Raw genomic sequence first — 18,006 nt, forward strand, 5'->3', positions numbered from 1 at the left:
CGGGCCCTTCGATCCCACTGTCGTACTACCGGATCGGCGAGGACTCGTACCCGAGGGTGATTCCCAGCGAGACCGAGAGCCCGACAGTGAGTGCATGGAGGAGATCGGCGCGTTCGAGCGGAAGTCGGCGGCGGGATGGGAGCGGCCCGAGCGGGCGGTGCTCGCGTATCGGGCGGTGGTGGTGGCCCTGGTCGCCGGAGTGGCGGAGACGCTGGTGCGGGCGGCCCAGGTGCTCGAGGATCCCGGGATCGGACTGTCGGGTGTCGCGGCCGGGCTGGGGGTTCGGGCGGCGATCTATTTGACGGTGTTCTGGCTCGCGGCACGCATGTTGTTCGGAAGCCGATGGGCGCGCGCGATTCTCGTGGTCGGACTGGGTACCGTCGGGTTGGCTTCGCTGGTGGCGGAGCCGCTGAGCGCGCTGCTCGACGCTGATTCCACGGGTGCGCTGTTCACCGGCTGGACCCCGGCCTCCGTGCTGATCGGGCTTTTTCGCGCCGCACACGTCCTCGCGGTGCTGGTCGCCGTTCCGGCCGCCGTGCTGGCGGGAAACCGCGTCCAGCCCATGCGATCTCGCGTGGCCTGACAATCCAAACCCGCGCCCGCTCCTCAACTCGGCGGCGCGGGCGCGGGAGGACTGCGGGCGAACCGTCAGGCCGATTGCGGCGGAAGCAGACCGGCGCGGACGTCTTCGACCGTGGTGACCGGGAGGTCGCAGACCGAGCCGCGGCAGATGTAGGCGGCGGAGGTGTCGCGCACCGGCGGGCGGTCGGCCAGCAGGGGCTGGGAGTCGACGGCGCCGGAGACGATGACCGAGCCACCCGGAGCAGCGGCACGGGCAGCGGCCACCAGCGTTGCGGCCCAGCCGGATTCGCCGTCCGGGCCCGCCGAGATCGCCACCTGGATGGGCCCGCGCAGCGCGGCCTCGGCCACCGCGAGCCAGTGCCCCGCCGAGCGGGGCGCACGAGCCAGCAGAACCGCACCCCGCGCGAGGGTTTCGTCGGCGAGCTGCCGGTAGCGGGAAGCCCGATCCGGGTCGGCGAGCGCGGAGGCCGTGAGCAGGGCCTCGGCGAGAACCGAGGTCCCCGAAGGGGTTGCGCCGTCCAGCGGATCGCGCGGCCGGGTCAGCAGGGTCTCGGCGTCGTCGGCGGTGTCGAACCAGCTCCCCAGGGTGTCCGCGTCGGCGAAGTGCGTGATGGCCGCGTCGAGGACGCGCTGCGCCTCGGCGAGCCAGTCCCCGCCGGCGGTCTGATGCAGCGCGAGCAGTCCCAGCGCGAGCCAGGCGTAGTCCTCGAGCACGCCCGCCGCCGTACCGGGCACACCGCCCAGCGAGGCGCGGCAGACCCGGCCGGCGGTCACATGGGTGTCCAGCAGGAACCGCGCGCACCGGACCGCCGCCGCGATCCACTCCGGATGCCCGTGCGCGGCACCGGCTTCCGCGAGCGCGACGATGGCCATCCCGTTCCAGGCGGTGACCACCTTGTCGTCCCGCTCGGGTTGCGGCCGCTTTTCCCGCGCCGCCGACATGGCCGCCCGGATGGCCTCGAATCGCTCGTGGTCCACGGGTTTCGGGTCGGTGTACCGCGTCAGCACCGAGGTGCCGTGCTCGAACGTCCCGGCCGTGGTGACGCCGAAGATCTCCGCGGCCCAAGCCCCGTCGAGCGCTCCGAGTACCCCGTTGAGTTCCGCGGGCGTCCAGACGTAGGTGGCGCCTTCCACCCCGGGCTGCCCCGGTTCGAGGTGGGTGTCGGCGTCCAGCGCGGACGCGAACGCCCCCTGCTCGGTCCCCAGATCGGTCATGAGGAACTGCACGGTCTCGCGAGTCACCCGCAGCGCCAAGGATTCTCCGCCGCGCTCGCTGCCGGGCGCGTCGAGCCCGCGTCGGGCCAGGTGCGCGTACACCCGCACCAACTGCGCGTTGTCGTACAGCATCTTCTCGAAGTGCGGCACCACCCAGGCCGCGTCCACCGAGTATCGCGCGAACCCGCCCCGCAGCTGGTCGTAGATCCCGCCTCGGGCCATCGCCTCGCAGGTGAACGAAACAGTCTGCAGCACACCGAGATCCCCGGTCAGTTCATGGTGCCGCAGCAACCCCTCCAGCAATGCCGACGGCGGGAATTTGGGCGCACCCCCGAACCCGCCGTGCTGAGCGTCCACATCCTTCGACACGGCCGAGACCGCGTGCTGCACCAGGTCGGCGCCGATCCCGACCCCGGCGTCCGGCAACCCCGCCGTCTGCTGCCGCAACGCCTCCCCCACCTGCGCCGCCGCCGTATTCACCTCGTCCCGCCGATTCCGCCACGTCTCCCCCACCGCGGTCAGCACCTGCGCGAACGACGGCATCCCGTGCCGCGGCGTCTTCGGGTAGTAGGTCCCGCAGTAGAACGGCTCCCCCTCCGGCGTCAGGAAGCACGTCATCGGCCACCCGCCCTGCCCGGTCATGGCGACGGTGGCGTTCATGTACACCGCGTCCAGATCGGGTCGTTCCTCCCGATCCACCTTGATGCACACGAAGTTCTCGTTCATGAGCTCGGCGGTGGCGTCGTCCTCGAACGACTCGTGCGCCATCACATGGCACCAGTGGCAGCTGGCGTACCCGATCGACAGCAGGATCGGCACGTCCCGCGCGGCCGCCTCGGCCAGCGCCTCCGCATCCCATTCCCGCCAATGCACCGGATTCCCGGCATGTTGACGCAGGTAGGGCGACGTCGCGATCCCCAGTCGGTTCATGACCCCAGCCTTCCACACCCCACCGGGAGCACAAGGGCCCCGCTCGGCCTTTCATCGGCGCGATAAATCGGCACACCATCGAACGGGCAGCCCGCTCCATCTCATCCCTCCCACCCGGAGCAGCAGGTCGAGCTGCTGGAAGCGCTCGCGAGCGAGTTCGAGCTGTCGAATCCAGAACGTCACGGTCCAGTCAGGCCCGGTCATGGCACCCTGACATCGGTAAAACCTTTGTGCACGAACATATTTGGACTGAATATCAGCAATGACGGCGCATCTGAATATGGGGGAAAACCCCGATTGTCGCGCTTCGCGGTTCCGAATAACGTCAGGAATTGTGTTGGAAGACCACCGATTCCGCACTCGATCAGTGCGAGCAGCCGGAATCTCGGGGTTGATCGCCGCCACGGTGGTATCCAGGTCGGCCCGCGCGGTACCGAAGCATTTCGAGTCGCCTGCCCGCCGCGGTACAAGCCCGGCTATACCGAGGACTTCAGCGAGTGGATCCCCGGCTCCCCGTGGGGATTGTTGACCCCAACAGCCGATGACGCGATCGCATCCGTGGAATCGTCGACCGCTGTGGTGTGCGGTGACGTCGAAGCGCAGCGCGACCCCGGATGGTATTGGCGCAATGTCGAATTCAGTCGCGTCGACCAGCCGGTATTCGGACCACTGGTCAACAACATCTCCCCCTGTGCCTTCTGGCCCGCGCCCGTCGAACCACGCACCGACGTGCACAACGCCACCCCTGTGCTCATCGTGCAGGCCACCGGCGATCCGGTCGCGGCATACCAAGAAGGCGTCGGCCTGCACCGAGCCATGACCGCGTCACGGTTGGTGACGCTTCAAGACGCCATCGTGCACGGAGCATTCACCGTCCCGAGTAGCTGCGTGAGCCAGGCCGTCGAAACCTATCTCCGCGACGGCGGGCTGCCTGCGACTGATCTCGCTTGTCCCGCCGACTGATGTTCGATACGACCATATCCACGGCTCCCACACCCCGCAGGAGGAGACCGCGATCCACCCTGGAGGTGATGCCCCCACCCGATAAGATCCCAGGGTGAGCGCGACTGCTGACCACCTCTCGGCGCTGCGCATCGAGCGACAGGCCGTGCTCGACTACTGCGCCGATCTCACCGATGCCGAATGGCGGACCGACAGCCGGGCGGCGGGCTGGAGCGTGAAAGACGTTGTCGCGCATATGGCCGCCGACCTGCGTACCGTCGTCACCCCGGCCGCGCTCACGTTCATGGCCACCAGGGACGTGGAGAGCCTCAACGAGCGGGCGGTGGCGGCGTCGCGTCGGCGGTCGCCGGCGGAAGTCGCCGAGGGCTTCGCGACCTGGACCCGAGTCGGCACCGCCGCCCTCGCCGTCATGAGCGCGCCCGGTCTCGGCCGCGTCCGGCTGCGGGTCGGTGAGCTCGGCCGCTACCCGACGCGCCTCTTCCCGGCGATGTTCCTCTTCGACTGGCACACCCACCTGCGCCACGACATCGCCCCGGCGCTGGACCGCCCGCACCCGCCGACCGACGAACGGCGGGTGGCCTCGATCCTGGCCTGGTTGACCAGCCTGCTGGAGCAGTCGCACCGCGACCGCCTGGCCTGGCTCGACGCCCCCGTCGCGATCACCTTCAACGGCCCGGGCGGCGGCACTTGGCGCATCGAACCGGATCCGGGCCGCGGCGTGCGCGTGCGGCGCGGGGAGCAGGAGGGCGCGGCTACGCGAATTACCGCTCTCGCCACGGAATTTCCCCTCTGGGGCACGACTCGCGCCGCCTGGCGCGACTGCGAGGTGTCGCTCACCGGCGACACCGATCTCGGCACTCGCCTACTCGACGACATCGATCTCGTCTGAACCGACCAGCCGGTCGTCTACCGCAAACCCCACAGGTTCGCGCGGATCCTGCGGGACAATTCTCGGGAAGCCGCGCCCGCGGAATCGCGATCGAGACCGTGCGCGACCACATCGGTGAAAGCCGGGGAACAATGCGCGTATTCGACCACCGCGGCACTATCCGGCTGCCCCTGGTCGTTCTCCTGATCGGCCTGCTGATCGCGACCGCGTCCCCATCGACCGCCGGGCCCGACGAACCCGGCCGGATCGACACCGGCATCTACACCTCCGGCGTACTGACGTACAGCTACGAGGCTTTCGTGCCGGGCGACCTGCCGGAGAACCCCGCGCTCGTGGTGATGATCCACGGGTGCAAGACCACCGCCGAACAGCAGCATCGCGCCAATCTCCTGGATCCGATCGCTCGCGGCGGCGGGTTCGTGGTCCTCTATGTCGACGGCAGCCCGTTCCATCTGCTGCAACAGCGCTGCTGGTCGGGGCTGCTCGCGCCCGCTGTCGAGAGCCGGGCTTCCGGTGATGCCGCCGCGATCGCGGCGATGACCCGGCTCGCCATCGAGCGCTACCACGTCGATTCCGATCGGGTCTACGCGTTGGGGATGTCCTCCGGGGCCTACGAAACCACGCTGCTGGGCGCGTATTTCCCGGACCTGTTCGCCGCCATCGGCGTGCACTCGGGTGCGGCGTTCGATCATGGCGCGCTCGGCTGCGTGGGCCCGTATCTGCCGACCGTGTCCACCGGACAACTGGCCGCACAGGCATTCTCCGCCGAGAGGCAGCATCGCAGGGTGCTCCCGGTCATCGGATTCCATGGCGATGCCGATCCAGCGGTGCCGTACGAATGCGGGCGCGAGGTCATCGAGCAGTGGCGACAGACCGACAACCTGGTACTCACCGCCCAGGCCGACCCGCATGGGATTCCCCCGCAGCCGACCGGCATCACCGATGGCGTCGCCGACAGACCCGAGGGCCTTTCCTACACCGTCGAGTCCTGGCAACAGCACGAAACGAACTGTCCCACACTGCAATTGTGGACGATCCACGGTATGGCGCACTACTGGTCGGGCGGTTCCGCCGATCCCGACTCCGCCGAGTTCACCGACGCCCGTGGCCCGAACGCCTCGCGGGCGGCGTGGGACTTCTTCTCCCGCATCCACCGCACCGATATGGGCTTCCGCTGCGCGTGAGCCGCGGCCGCTGTGATGCGTTGCGGCAGTTGTCAGATGGCGCTGCGGCTGAATCGGTAGGTGGCGTTGCTCGTGCTGGGAGCGGCGTTGTCGGTGCTCGGAGTGTCCGCGCCCGGGCCGGTGTAGGAGAAGGAGCCGGATTCGTTGGTCCGGCACCGCAAGGTGACCGAGTAGGTGACCGGTCCCGCGGCGGCCGCCTCGGTGGCGTCGATGACGGCGACGCCGGGCTCCGGTGAGGTGTAGGTGTAGGTGCTGTCGTGCCACACCCCGGTCCCGGCCACCAAGTACTGCAGGGAGCTCTGGCTGGGGAACCGCACGATGGCCATGGATTCACCGTTGGCGGCGGCGGGGACGGACCGTGAGCCGCCGTACAGGATCAGGTACTGGTTCGTGGTGTCGGCGGGGACGGTACACCCAGCGGGATCCGCGTGTAGCGGACCGGTAGCGGGAAGAATCCACGCGAGAGCGGTGACGCCGAACGCGGCGACACGGACGCCGGCCTGCATAGCTGCTCCTCTCCGTTGAATGACCGCACCGCACGACGAAGCGCGCACGGCGCGGAGGTGTCGAATCTCGTTCGGGCACAGCGGATCGGCTACGGGAAGCACCAGTTCAGAGTGGCCGATCCCGGAGTCGGGATGTGGACACAGATGTTCACCCAGATGTAAGGGGCGTCCACGTTCTGCACCGCAACGGGCCGGTTCACGGGCGATGCCGTGGTCTCACTCGCGGACGCCGGCGCGGCCGCCAAGGCGACGAGCGGGACGGCTACCGCGGCGACCACCGCTGAGCGGGCGATTCCTGCAAGCATCTCATCAGCTCCTACGAATCGAGAACGATGATGACGAGCTCGGACAGACTGCGACGAGGACCGACGCTAGGCCACCGAGGCAGTGATTTGCCACCTCTTTGCTACCGACTTGTCCGTTTCGTTATCGCCCAATCTTTCCCACTCACCGACTCGGCCCGCCCCCAGAGCCACGTGCCGCGCCGGGCTCACCTGTGGCGATGCTCGGCGAACAACACCCAGGTCGCCAGGGCGGCGAGAGCGAACAGCAGGATCGCGGTCCCGATGGCCACCGCGGGACCGGAGTAGGTCGGAACCGTCTCCGATGCCATCACGGCCGCCACGCTGTCGAACGACATTCCGATCACCTCGTTCCTCGGCCGACATCGCTTCCGAAGATCCATGATCCGCGCCGAATCCACGGCCGGCACACATCTTTACGGGATGCTGACGGCCGCGGCGGCTTCGCCGAAACGATCAGTTGGCCGCGTCCTTGCCGACAGACTCCTGATAGATGTCGGCGTAGGTCTGCGAGTCCCGGATCAGATCATCACAGAATGCCGCGACGTCGGGGCCGATCAGCTCCATGACTCCGGTGCCGGCCGCGGCGCCTTCCTCGAAGAAATCGAGAAGTCCCGAAAGCAGATTTCCGCCGACCAGATCGACCGGGCCGACCTTGAAGAAGTACTTCTGTATCTCCTTGTAGACGATCTGATAGTCCGCCGGGAGCGCCTTGACCCGCGCGACGTGCGCTCGCCACTCCCGCTTACCTTCGATGATGTCGCGGATGCCCACGTTATCCTCCTAGCCGGCCGAGTTTCTTGGCGACGTTGTCGTTGAGCTGCTGACGCCATTTGTCGCGATAGCCCTTGGATCCTTCGCCGCCCGCGATCGCCGCGCAGAAGCCCTTGATGTCGTCGCCCACCACCTCGCGAACACTCTGACCGTCCGCCGCCGCCGCCTCGAGCAGCCCCAGGGCGCCGTCGAGGATCGGCATCAGGTTGCGGCCCGAGAAGTCCGAGTAGGGGTAGAGCTGAATCTTGATCGCGTCCCATGCCGTTCGATACTCGGCGGGGAGCGCCTCGGCCCGAGCGTCGAAGGATTTGTACTCCTTGGTGAGATCGCCGCCGGTGACCGTTTCCCAGAACTTCATTTCCCACTCCCCTTGAGCTCGTCGATCCGCGCCGAGACGTATTCCCATTTCTCCCAGAACGTCGAGAGTTCCTTACGCCCTGCTTCGTTGAGCGAGTAGAACTTTCGCGGCGGACCGACTTCGGACGGCCGCTTGGAAACATCGACCAGGCCGTTCTTCTCCAAGCGCACCAGGATGGCGTAGACGGTGCCTTCGATGACGTCCACGAATCCCAGTTCATTCAGCCGCCGCGTAATCGCGTAACCGTATGTCTCCTGGTTGCCGATGATCTCGAGAACACACCCTTCGAGCGTCCCCTTGAGCATCTCGGTCAAGTTGTCCGTAGCCGCCTCCTCTCCTCGGACCACGCTATTCGGTGGTACTGACTACCACTAGACTGTAACGCAGAGTAGCGGTAGTCAGCAATACCAAGTAGCACCGAGGCGGCGAGCCCGCCCAGCCCTCACCGTTCCGGCGATGCCTCAGCGCCCATCAGCCGGCGAAGCGCGGCGGCGCGACTTACTCGGGCCGCTACGCGGGGACGATGCGCTCGGAGACCGCGTCTTCATAGCGCGCGCCCCAACCTGTTCGGCGTAGCGACGCTGACATTCCCGAATCGACTACGAGGACAGCGGAATTGGGGCGATTCGGGAGGGTCGTCATGGTGTCGATGTCAGGACCCGGCCACCCCGAGACTCAGGAATTCGGTCAGGGCAGCGGCGACGGCGTCGGGGTTCTCCAGTTGCGGGTAATGCCCGGTGACCGGTGGTTCGTCGAGGACGGTGATCGTCGCGTGCGGGAGGCGCTCACGCAGCCGGGGCAGCACGTGGGCGCCGCTGACCGGGTCGGCCGGGCCCCAGACGAACAGCAGTGGGCCGGGGTACTGCTCGAGCGCTTCGCGCCACCGGTCGGCGTGCTGGCGGCGCTCGTCGATGTAGTGGAGCAGTCGATGTTGGACGCGTTTGCCCTCGCTCATGGTGGTGGCGAGCCACATGTCGTGGAGCAGTTCATCGCTCACCGGGCGACCGAGGATCTCTCGCAAGGACTTTCGGTACATCCGCTCGGAGGCCAGGTGCTGGACCACGGCGCCGAGTGGACTGTGCAGCAGCTTCTGCACACGCGTGGGCCGGTGCAGGTCGGGGTACAGCCCGCCGTTGAGGAAGGCTGCCGAGGTGATCCGGTTCGGGTCGCGGTGCAGTAGTTCCTGCGCGACCGAGACCCCGTAATCGTGCGCCACCAGCGAGGTCGGCCCGATCCCGAGCCGCTCCCACAGCGCCTCCACGATCGACGCCTGCTCGGTGATCAGATAGTCGTGCCGCACCGGTTTCGCACTGGCCCCGAACCCGAGTAGATCCAGAGTGGTCACCCGGCAACCGGATTCGACCAGCCGCGGCACGATCGGCGCCCAATCGTGCGACGAGGTCGGGAAGCCGTGCAACAGCGTCACCGGACGGCCGTCGACCGGCCCGTCCTGCCGGTGGAAGATGTCGTGACCGCTGATTCCACCGGCGATCCATTCATCGAGCCTGGGCTGCATCGTCGCGGGTCCTCCTGGGTTCGGCCGCCGGGGCGCGCGCGGCCGTTCCAGTGTGCCCGACCGCTCAGCGGATGGGCTCGGCCTGGGGGAAGGTCCAGGTGCCGTCGAGGATGTTCTGGTGGGGGCGGTAGAGGCGGACCATGTAGTTCCAGCCCGGCATGATGGGCAGGCAGTTGGGGATCTGGCCGTCGCAGCCGCCGAACTGGATGTCGACCGAACCGTCGGGGTTCTTCTTGGCCGTGGTGCCGTTGACGGTGTACGAGTTCTGCGGGTTGGCCTCGTAATAGCCCTGGGCGTTGTACAGGCTTACCGACCAGAAGCCGTCCACGGGAACGTCTTTCACGTGCAGCTTGTAGTTGACCTGGCCGTTGTTCTCCGCCGGGGTGCCGTACACGTAGAGGGCGTCCTTCTCCGGGTTGCCACCCCAGCCGGACGCGGCATTGATCAGGTGGCGGACCTCGTCGACCTGGCCGCGCGGACCGAAGGCGGCCTTGGTGTCGGGCATAGTGGAGGCCAGGGCGAGCAGTGCGTTGCGGACCATGTCCTGGCTTGCCTTGTCCCACTGCGGAATCTCGAACGTGCCGGGGCCGCCGGACTGTTCGAAGCCGACCTGGTCCTGCAGCTTGTGGACGGCGTCGATATCGGCCGGGTTGTTGGGGTCGACGAAGGTCCGGATGCCGAGCATCACGTACCGGGTGCCGACCTTGTCCTTGTCGAAGGTGTACTTGCCCGCCGTGTAGCTGACATGCGAGGTGTATTCGTCCTCGTCGATGGCCTGCAACGACATGAATCGACTGCCCGCGTCGGGCATGGTGACGGTGACCGGACCGGCGTCGAGGTCGACGATCACGTTGGAGTACAACGTGTCCCGGTTGGCACGCACCACGGCCTGCGCATCGATGGGCATCAGCTCGCGGAAGTGGTTCCACTTGCCGAACGCGCCCTCCTTGACGCCGATGTCGAACTGGCGGTCGCTCTCGGCGCGCACGAAATTGTCCGCGGTGACGGTGATCGGCTTGCCCAGCGGGTATTCCGCGGCCTTCGTCGCCGACGCGCCCGCGGCGGTCGAGGACGGGGAGCTGCTCTTCGAATCGGACGAGCTGTCACACCCGGTGAGCGCGAAGGCGGTCAGCGCGGCCAGGCCGATCGGCAGCGCCGATGCGACACGCAGCTTGCCTCGCCGAGATTGTCCTGCACGGGTATTCACCATCGGTCCTTCCGGTCAGGAGAGCTGTTCGAGTTTCGGCGGCTGCCAACCACCGTCCGCGGCCTGGGATTTGGGCGCGTACAGCCGCATGGTCAGGGAGAACTGCCCCGAGGCGGGGATGGGCAGCCAGTTGCCCTTGGGGACCAAGTCGCCCGGATCAGCGCTCTGGACCGCGATTTCGAGAGATCCGTCCGGCCCCTCGGTCGGCTTGATCTGATGACCGACCGAGTAGATCTGCGCCGGGTTGTCGACGAGGTGACTCGCGCCGTCATAGGCCGTGATCGACCAGAACGCGTCGACCGGCGGCTGCTGCCCGGCGGCGAAGCGAATCCGGAATCGGCGCGGAGTGCCTCTGTCATCGGCCACGCCGTAGACGGTCGGATACAGCGCGTCCTTGGACAGATTCGCGCCCAGCCCCTGCATGGCGACCAGCGCGCGCTGACCGTAGTTGGTGCCGTACGCACCGATGGTGGGGTCGAAGATCCAGCCGTTGGCGTCCTCGGCCGCCGGATTCTTGTAGGTCGGAATCCGCTCCGACCCGGTCTTGACGGCCGTGTTCAGCACCTCGGCGGACACGCCATTCACGCTGCCGCCCTTGGTGATTCCGATGCTCGCGAACCGCTTCAGCGCGTCGGCGTCGGCGGCCGCGGGCGGATTGGCCGCCATCAGCTTGGTCATGCGGTCGAAGAAGGCCGGTCCGTCCATCTGCGCGACCGTCTTGGCGGCGTCACCGCTGTTGGCATTGGGCAGACCCGGATCGCCCTGCACCGCGGCCGGATCCTTGACCCAGGTGCTGAGCGGAACCAGCTTCAGCTGCCGCTGCAATTCGCGCACGCGGTCGACATCCGACCCGCCATTGAACTGCAGACGTCCGGCGACCCACACGGTCCCGGTCGGCACCTGTAGCTGGGTCACCCCCTCGGGCAGCTGCCCCGACCATCCAGGACCGGTGATGGCGTAGGTGAACGGCGGCGAGTCCGAGCCCGACTTCACTTGCGGGTGCACGCTACTGGGGTCCTGCACGGTGTTGGACCAGGCATCCATGATCTGCATCAGCCAGTAGCGGTCGGACTCCATGGCCGGGACCTGCAACACCATCGGCTCGGCCCGTACATCGAGCCAGGCGAACGAGTAGAGGGTGTCCAGATTGAGCCGCACCACCGACTTGTCCTCGGGCGTCGGCGGTTCGCCGTGGAAGAAGCGGTTGGTCGGAGCCGCGTTCTCCCGGGTCACGTCCATGACGACCAGCGGATAGCCGAACACGTAGGCGTCGGTGGCGATCGCGGCCGGATCGCTCGAGGCGGCGCTGGTCGAACTCGCGACCGAACCGCTGCTGTCCGAGCTGGAGCAGGCTGCCAGCCCGACCGCGCTGATCGCGGCGATCCCGAGCCCCAGGGCGGACCGTCGCGACACGAGGGCAAACTCCCGATGCTCGCTACTCTTCTCGAAGTTCACGGACACACGACCCTTCTGCGACGTCAACGAACGGGCGTCGATAACCGATAGAGCTGGACTTTTCCCTGTACCAAGGAGAGAGTCTAGGAGAGACTAGTTCCAACTGGTTGTATTTTTTCGCACCGAAATCATCTAAACAGGGTGAGTGGCAATTGATCAGCTACCGACACTCTCGCACTACCGTCGGACCCGTCGGCAGTCGCCACATCCCGATGTCGTGAGCTACAAGGAGAGCCCCCGTGCGCCCGCTACGCGTCCCGATCACCCTGGCCGTCTCCGCCGCCGCGTCGTGCGTGCTCGCCGCCGCGCCCGCGACGGCCCAACCCCGGTTCACCCCCGAACCCGGAGGCGTGATCAAGGTCGAGTCCGCGCCCGGCGAATGGTGGAAGTGCGGGCTCTACAGCGTCGACCCGCCGACGGTGCGCGGCCTGCCGCCGGTCGTCAACTATCCGCCCGGTTCCTGGTCACCCCCCGGCGGCGACCCTGCCGTTTCGGCCACCGACTTCACGACCGGCCCCGCCTACGCCCAATTCCAGCCCGGCGCAACGGTGCTCGCCGACTGCGTCAGCCAGTATCTGCCGGTGTTCTGGCTCCAGGTCCTGCACGCCGGCGAATAAGGAGACTCGCATGTTGATCCTGCTGGGCATTCTCGCCTCGCCCCTGATCGCCCTCACCGCGCCCATCTGGGCGCCGATCCTGCTCATCACCGAATTCGGCGGCGCTCTCGCCGTCACGCCCTGACACCCGCTCCGCGAAAGCGAAACACCGATCTCGCCGGATCCGCCCGGCGGAACAGGAGGCAAGCAGTGAGCACGACGACCGAACCGAGCCAGTTCATCATCGATCAGAACAAGCGACTGAGCGCCGATCTGCCCTTCGGCGACACCACCGACCAGCAGGACGCCGACCGCGGCTTCATCGCCGCGCTCGAGCCCGGCGTGGTCAAGGACGCCGACGGGAATGTGGTGTGGGACAACGACTCCTACAGCTTCCTGAACGGCGCCTGCCCGTCCTCGGTGAATCCGAGCCTGTGGCGGCAGGCCGGGCTGAACATCCGGCAGGGCCTGTACGAGGTGACCCCGGGGATCTACCAGATCCGCGGCCTCGACCTGTCGAACATGACCCTGATCGAGGGCGACACCGGCGTGATCGTGATCGACCCGCTCATCTCGGCCGAGACCGCGAAGGCGGGACTCGACCTGTACCGCGCGCACCGCGGCGACAAGCCGGTGACCGGCCTGATCTACACCCACTCGCACGTCGACCACTTCGGTGGCGCGGACGGCGTCACCACCCAGGAGGACGTGGACGCGGGTCGCCTCCCGGTGATCGCGCCCGCCGGATTCCTCGAGCACGCGGTCGCCGAGAACGTCTATGCCGGAACGGCGATGGCCCGCCGCGCCGCCTACATGTACGGCGCGGCGCTCCCCCGCGGCCCCAAGGGCCAGGTGGGCGCGGGCCTCGGGCAGACCACCTCCACCGGCACGGTCACCCTGATCGCGCCGACCCACGACATCACCGAGACCGGTCAGGAGATGACGGTCGACGGGGTCCGCGTCGTCTTCCAGATCACGCCGGGAACCGAAGCGCCGTCGGAGATGAACTTCTACTTCCCCGGCCACCGCGCACTCTGCATGGCGGAGAACGCCACCCACACCCTGCACAATCTGCTCACCCTGCGCGGTGCGCTGGTGCGCGACCCGCACGTCTGGTCGCAGTACCTGACCGAGTCGATCAACCTGTTCGGCTACGAGTCCGACGTCGTGTTCGCCTCCCACCACTGGCCGACCTGGGACACCGAGCGCCTGGTGGAATACCTTGCGCTGCAACGGGACCTGTACGCGTACCTGCACGACCAGACGCTGCGGCGCCTGAACCAGGGTTATGTCGGCAGTGAGATCGCCGAAGCCATCGAGCTACCCCCGGCCATCGCCGGGTCCTGGCACGCGCACGGCTACTACGGCTCGGTCAGCCACAATGTGAAGGCCATCTACCAGCGCTACATGGGCTGGTTCGACGGCAATCCCGCGCACCTGTGGGAGCACCCGCCGGTCGAATCGGCCACCCGCCATGTGGAATTCATGGGCGGCGCCGACGAGGTGCTGCGCAAGGCGCGCGCGGCCTACGACGCGGGCGACTACCGCTGGGTCGCGCAGGTGGTCAACTACGTCGTCTTCGCCGACCCCGCGAACACCGCCGCGAAGTCGCTGCTCGCCGACACCTACGAACAGCTCGGCTACGGCGCCGAGAACGGCACCTGGCGCAACTTCTTCCTGATGGGCGCCTACGAACTCCGCAACGGCAATATCGGCACGCCCACCCAGACCACCTCCCCGTCCATGATGGCGGCCCTGACCATCGACCAGGTCTTCGACGCCCTCTCCCTGCGGCTCGACGGCCCCAAGTCCTGGCACGAAAAGGCCATCAGCGACTGGGTTTTCACCGACGAGAAGCGCACCCACCGCCTCGAACTGCGCAACGGCGTCCTCATCCACTTCGACCGCCGCGAGGGCGACAAACTCCCGCCCGCCGACGTCACCTTCACCCTCACCCGCGCCACCCTGATCGGCGTCCTGCTCGGCGGTCAGGACATCAGCACGGCCGTCAAGTCCGGCGCGCTCACCATCGACGGTGACGCCCAGAGCTTCGTCAAACTCACCGCCCTGTTCGACGAACCCAACCCGGATTTCGCCATCGTCACCCCCGAATAAGCGGTTCCGCCGTACGGGTCGCGCTAGGATCTGGCGACCCGTACGGGCGCCCGAATCTCTACCGCACGAAATGCCGAGGACCATGAGCCGTTTTCTCTCCGCCGTCGCGATGGTCTTCGGAGGGGCGGCGCTGATCAGCGGCCTCACCGCACCGGTGGCCGGGGCCGACACCGATCCGGCGGCCTCGAACGGCGGGAAGACGCTGGTCGTCATGGGCGATTCGAATACGGCCAATGCCACCTGGTCGACCATGCAGCCGCAGCCCGCCGGGGTGGCCTGCCCGCATCTGCCCACCTCCTGGCCGAATCAGCTGGCGGATCGAATGGGGTTGTCGGCGACCCAGGATGTCGCGGACGTGTCCTGCGTCGGCGCGTACATGTGGCGGCACGGGGAGGACCACTTCTGGACCGCGCTCACCGAGGCGCGACAGGCGGCCGCGGACGGGGCGTTCGGGCCGCGGACCAAAGCGGTGCTGCTGCAGTTCGGTCTGAACGATGCCTGGGGCGCGGACCATGCGGCACAGAACGAGCTGGTGCCGTGCCTGCTCGATGTGCTGCGCGGGTGCAGCACGGCCGACGCCGCCACCAACGCCAATCCGCCCGCGCTGCTGACCGGGCAGGACTACGTCGACCACCTGCGCGACATCGTCACCTACATCCGCTACTACGCGCCGAACGCCCGGATCGTGCTGGTCGGCTACCAGGAGCTGCACACGCCGGGTGACCAGGCGATCTGCATGGGCGTACTGGGCGTTCCGGTCGGCCTGCCCCGGGCGGGAGCCGTCACCGACGTGTTCGACAGCCTCCGCACCGCTCCGCGGGACGGGGCCGCCGCGCTCGGGGTCGAGTACTTCGATGCCGCCGCGGTCACCGCGGGCCACGGACTGTGCTCCCCCGACCCGTGGCTGAACGGCATCTTCACCCCGGGTCCGGACTGGTACGGGCAGCCGGGCCACCCGACCGTCCAGGGCGACGCCGCCGTCGCCCAGGGCTTGCACCAGTTCCTGACGGCCCGATGAACGAAGGCTCCCACCCGAATCCGAGATTCGAGTGGGAGCCCGATCGTGGCCGAATTCGACGCTAGGGCACGACGACGTCGAGGTTGACCGGGACGTTCGGGCGGTCCGTGCGGATGGTCAGGTGCACGCGGCCCGGTCCGGTGTCGACCGGGAAGATGGCCGGATAGGTGCTGTTCTGCCCCGCGGCGATGAAGCGGGTGACGCTGCCCTGCTGGCCGGTGTCGGCATTGGTCCAGTCGATGACGGCATTGACGTCACAGGCCAGCAGTGTCGGGGCCCAATTGCCCAGCAGGGAGAAGCCCTGGCTGATGCGCAGGATCACCGAGTGTGAGGCGCCCGGCGCCTCGGAGTACTGGTAGAGCGGGCCGTCGAAGGCCGTGCCGCCGACCGAGAACATGCCCGCGCAGACACCGTTTCCGACGGTGAAGACCGGGCCGGTGTTGAAGCTGTTCTGCACGCAGGAACGCGGTTCGGTGTTCGACCAGCCCAGCTGACAGGGGCCGCCGGGTTCGGCGCCGGCCGGTGCCGCGGCGACGGCCGCGCCGGCTCCGAGGATGGCAACGGCGGTCAAGCTATTGATCGTTCGTTTCATCATCGGCCAATCCTCACAGCCCACACCGGGTCGATGTCAACTGTCTCCGGCGCGTGTCCCCGCCCGAATTCGCCGAAAGTTCCGGCGCCGACGGCCTTTTCGCGCAGGCCAACACCCGGATATATACCCATACCCCCTATATGTATGAGAAGGGTCACACTGCTCCGGGCTGTTCTTCACATACCCCACGGGGGTACCAATGGACGGGTTGGAACAGCCAGTGGCCACCCGGCCGCCCGATACCTCTGCCAGGGAGTGATTCCTATGTCCACCCACACCACCGCGCCACCCCCGTCGCGGCGCTGGATCGCCTTGGGGCTCATCGCCCTCGCCCAGTTCATCGTCATCATGGACACCTCGATCATCGGCGTCGCACTGCCGGAAATGCAGGACGCGCTGGGCTTCTCGCAGGAGAACCTGTCCTGGGTCTTCAACGCCTACGTGGTCGTGTTCGGCGGCCTGCTGCTGCTCGGCGGCAAGCTGTCCGACATCGTCGGCGCCCGACGGATCTTCCAGACCGGCTGGGGCATCCTCGCGGTCGGTTCACTGGTCGCCGGGCTCGCCGGAAACGCCGCGGTGGAACTGATCGGACGCGGCGTCCAGGGCGCGGGCGCGGCCCTCATCGCACCCTCCGCCCTGACCCTGCTCATGATGCTGTTCGGCGGCAATCCCGGCGAACTGACCAAGGCCTTCGCCGTCTACGGTGCGGCCGCGCCCGCGGGCGGCACCGCCGGTGTGTTCCTGGGTGGGCTCATCACCCAATACGCCTCGTGGCCTTGGGTTTTCTACATCAATATCCCGATCGCGCTGGTAGCCCTGCTCGCCGCCCCGGCCCTGGTGCCCGACGGCGCGATGGCCCCGCACGCCTCGGTGGATCTGCTCGGCGCGGTGACAGCGACGCTCGGACTGGGCGCGGCGGTCTTCGGTGTGGTGCGCGGAGATTGGTCCGCCACCTCCACCTGGGTGGTGCTGGCCGCGGCCGTCGCCCTGCTCGGCGCGTTCATCGCGATCCAGGCCCGCCGCCGCGAACCGCTCATGCCGCTGAGCATCTTCCGCGCACCCGACCTCGGCGCGGCCAACCTCGCCCAGGTACTGCTGGGCGCGGCGTGGGTGCCGATGTGGTTCTTCCTGAACCTGTATCTGCAACAGGTGCTGGGCTATTCGGCCTTCCCGTCGGGCGCGGCGCTGCTGCCCATGACCGCGCTCATCATGGTCGGCATGATCGCGATCTCGCCGAAACTGTTCGCGCGCTTCGGCGCTCGCACCATGACGGTCGCGGGCCTGGTCATCCTGGCCGCCGGACTGGCGTGGCTGTCGTTCATCCGTCCCGACGGCAACTTCTGGATCGACGTGCTGCCCGGTTCGCTGGTGGCGGCGCTGGGCATGTCGCTGGCCTTCATTCCCACACTGCAGACGGCCATTTCGGCCGCGCCGCCGCAGGAGGGCGGCCTCGCCTCGGGCATCGTGAACACCGGCTACCAGATCGGTTCGGCCCTGGGCCTGGCCGCGGTCACCGCCATCGCGGCGAACGCGGGCGCCGACCGGCTCGGTGACACCGCCGCCCTGACCGACGGCTTCTCGGCGGCGTTCGTCACCGCCGGCATCGTCGCCGTCGGCGCGGCGGCGCTCGCCCTGGCGACCTTCCGGTCCCCGGCCCGGCGTGACCAGGAGGTCTCGGCTGCCGCCTGACATCCGAACAGCCGCGACCGAATCGGCGATGGCTCGGTGGGATTCTTCCCACCGAGCCATCGCCGGAACTACTTCCTCTCGATCGTGCCGCTCGGCATCCCGCTGCGCCTGGTCA

Annotated in this window: 19 protein-coding genes; 8 read left to right on the top strand and 11 right to left on the bottom strand. The window is 67.9% G+C overall.

The window, feature by feature from the left end; translation table 11 throughout:
* The first annotated feature begins 94 nt into the window (after nucleotides 1-94).
* Nucleotides 95-583, top strand: a complete 489-nt coding sequence (locus ACWEOI_RS09005) for a hypothetical protein (RefSeq protein WP_452359318.1) — start codon at nucleotides 95-97, stop codon at nucleotides 581-583.
* A gap of 65 nt (nucleotides 584-648) precedes the next feature.
* On the opposite strand, the gene ACWEOI_RS09010 is transcribed toward ACWEOI_RS09005, so the two are convergent.
* The gene (locus ACWEOI_RS09010) at nucleotides 649-2,727 is read right to left on the bottom strand and encodes a thioredoxin domain-containing protein (RefSeq protein ID WP_452359319.1); all 2,079 of its coding nucleotides are present in this window, start codon (nucleotides 2,725-2,727) and stop codon (nucleotides 649-651) included.
* Nucleotides 2,728-3,285: 558 nt separating this feature from the next.
* Between ACWEOI_RS09010 and ACWEOI_RS09015 the strand changes: the two genes are divergently transcribed.
* The 3 genes from ACWEOI_RS09015 (at nucleotide 3,286) to ACWEOI_RS09025 (ending at nucleotide 5,763) form a co-directional block, all read left to right on the top strand.
* A complete protein-coding gene (locus ACWEOI_RS09015; protein ID WP_452359320.1) occupies nucleotides 3,286-3,690 on the top strand; it encodes an alpha/beta hydrolase in 405 nt (134 codons plus the stop codon).
* Between the two features lie 94 nt (nucleotides 3,691-3,784).
* On the top strand, nucleotides 3,785-4,579 hold the full coding sequence (locus ACWEOI_RS09020; protein ID WP_452359321.1) for a maleylpyruvate isomerase family mycothiol-dependent enzyme: 795 nt from the start codon (nucleotides 3,785-3,787) through the stop codon (nucleotides 4,577-4,579).
* A gap of 131 nt (nucleotides 4,580-4,710) precedes the next feature.
* Complete coding sequence (locus ACWEOI_RS09025; RefSeq protein ID WP_452359322.1) at nucleotides 4,711-5,763, top strand: extracellular catalytic domain type 1 short-chain-length polyhydroxyalkanoate depolymerase; 1,053 nt, start codon at nucleotides 4,711-4,713, stop codon at nucleotides 5,761-5,763.
* Between the two features lie 32 nt (nucleotides 5,764-5,795).
* Here ACWEOI_RS09025 and ACWEOI_RS09030 read toward each other — a convergent pair whose 3' ends face one another.
* The 9 genes from ACWEOI_RS09030 to ACWEOI_RS09070 all read right to left on the bottom strand — a co-directional run bounded on the left by ACWEOI_RS09030 (nucleotide 5,796) and on the right by ACWEOI_RS09070 (nucleotide 11,839).
* Nucleotides 5,796-6,269, bottom strand: coding sequence for a hypothetical protein (locus ACWEOI_RS09030; protein WP_452359323.1), 474 nt, complete (start codon nucleotides 6,267-6,269; stop codon nucleotides 5,796-5,798).
* 89 nt (nucleotides 6,270-6,358) lie between these two features.
* The gene (locus ACWEOI_RS09035; RefSeq protein WP_433668190.1) at nucleotides 6,359-6,574 is read right to left on the bottom strand and encodes a hypothetical protein; all 216 of its coding nucleotides are present in this window, start codon (nucleotides 6,572-6,574) and stop codon (nucleotides 6,359-6,361) included.
* 185 nt (nucleotides 6,575-6,759) lie between these two features.
* Nucleotides 6,760-6,909, bottom strand: coding sequence for a hypothetical protein (locus ACWEOI_RS09040; protein ID WP_433668192.1), 150 nt, complete (start codon nucleotides 6,907-6,909; stop codon nucleotides 6,760-6,762).
* 118 nt (nucleotides 6,910-7,027) lie between these two features.
* Nucleotides 7,028-7,345: a DUF1048 domain-containing protein gene (locus tag ACWEOI_RS09045; protein ID WP_379279216.1), complete on the bottom strand. Its 318-nt coding sequence runs from the start codon at nucleotides 7,343-7,345 to the stop codon at nucleotides 7,028-7,030.
* A gap of 1 nt (nucleotide 7,346) precedes the next feature.
* Nucleotides 7,347-7,703, bottom strand: a complete 357-nt coding sequence (locus ACWEOI_RS09050) for a DUF1048 domain-containing protein (protein WP_433668193.1) — start codon at nucleotides 7,701-7,703, stop codon at nucleotides 7,347-7,349.
* Complete coding sequence (locus ACWEOI_RS09055; RefSeq protein ID WP_433673476.1) at nucleotides 7,700-8,008, bottom strand: helix-turn-helix transcriptional regulator; 309 nt, start codon at nucleotides 8,006-8,008, stop codon at nucleotides 7,700-7,702. The genes ACWEOI_RS09050 and ACWEOI_RS09055 overlap by 4 nt, the downstream gene beginning before the upstream one ends.
* A gap of 347 nt (nucleotides 8,009-8,355) precedes the next feature.
* Complete coding sequence (locus ACWEOI_RS09060) at nucleotides 8,356-9,219, bottom strand: alpha/beta fold hydrolase (RefSeq protein ID WP_452359324.1); 864 nt, start codon at nucleotides 9,217-9,219, stop codon at nucleotides 8,356-8,358.
* A 64-nt stretch (nucleotides 9,220-9,283) separates the two neighbouring features.
* The gene (locus tag ACWEOI_RS09065; RefSeq protein WP_452359573.1) at nucleotides 9,284-10,231 is read right to left on the bottom strand and encodes a DUF1254 domain-containing protein; all 948 of its coding nucleotides are present in this window, start codon (nucleotides 10,229-10,231) and stop codon (nucleotides 9,284-9,286) included.
* A gap of 210 nt (nucleotides 10,232-10,441) precedes the next feature.
* Entirely contained in the window at nucleotides 10,442-11,839 is a 1,398-nt protein-coding gene (locus tag ACWEOI_RS09070) for a DUF1254 domain-containing protein (protein WP_452359325.1), read from the bottom strand.
* 281 nt (nucleotides 11,840-12,120) lie between these two features.
* Between ACWEOI_RS09070 and ACWEOI_RS09075 the strand changes: the two genes are divergently transcribed.
* The 3 genes from ACWEOI_RS09075 (at nucleotide 12,121) to ACWEOI_RS09085 (ending at nucleotide 15,610) form a co-directional block, all read left to right on the top strand.
* Nucleotides 12,121-12,498, top strand: a complete 378-nt coding sequence (locus tag ACWEOI_RS09075; protein WP_452359326.1) for a hypothetical protein — start codon at nucleotides 12,121-12,123, stop codon at nucleotides 12,496-12,498.
* A gap of 189 nt (nucleotides 12,499-12,687) precedes the next feature.
* Nucleotides 12,688-14,592, top strand: a complete 1,905-nt coding sequence (locus tag ACWEOI_RS09080) for an alkyl sulfatase dimerization domain-containing protein (protein WP_433668199.1) — start codon at nucleotides 12,688-12,690, stop codon at nucleotides 14,590-14,592.
* Between the two features lie 82 nt (nucleotides 14,593-14,674).
* Complete coding sequence (locus tag ACWEOI_RS09085) at nucleotides 14,675-15,610, top strand: SGNH/GDSL hydrolase family protein (RefSeq protein WP_452359327.1); 936 nt, start codon at nucleotides 14,675-14,677, stop codon at nucleotides 15,608-15,610.
* A gap of 61 nt (nucleotides 15,611-15,671) precedes the next feature.
* Here ACWEOI_RS09085 and ACWEOI_RS09090 read toward each other — a convergent pair whose 3' ends face one another.
* Nucleotides 15,672-16,181, bottom strand: coding sequence for a hypothetical protein (locus tag ACWEOI_RS09090; RefSeq protein ID WP_433668203.1), 510 nt, complete (start codon nucleotides 16,179-16,181; stop codon nucleotides 15,672-15,674).
* A gap of 285 nt (nucleotides 16,182-16,466) precedes the next feature.
* Here ACWEOI_RS09090 and ACWEOI_RS09095 point away from each other — a divergent pair, with 285 nt between their 5' ends.
* The gene (locus ACWEOI_RS09095) at nucleotides 16,467-17,891 is read left to right on the top strand and encodes an MFS transporter (protein WP_452359328.1); all 1,425 of its coding nucleotides are present in this window, start codon (nucleotides 16,467-16,469) and stop codon (nucleotides 17,889-17,891) included.
* Nucleotides 17,892-18,006 lie beyond the last annotated feature (115 nt).

The organism is Nocardia sp. NPDC004340 (assembly GCF_053602575.1).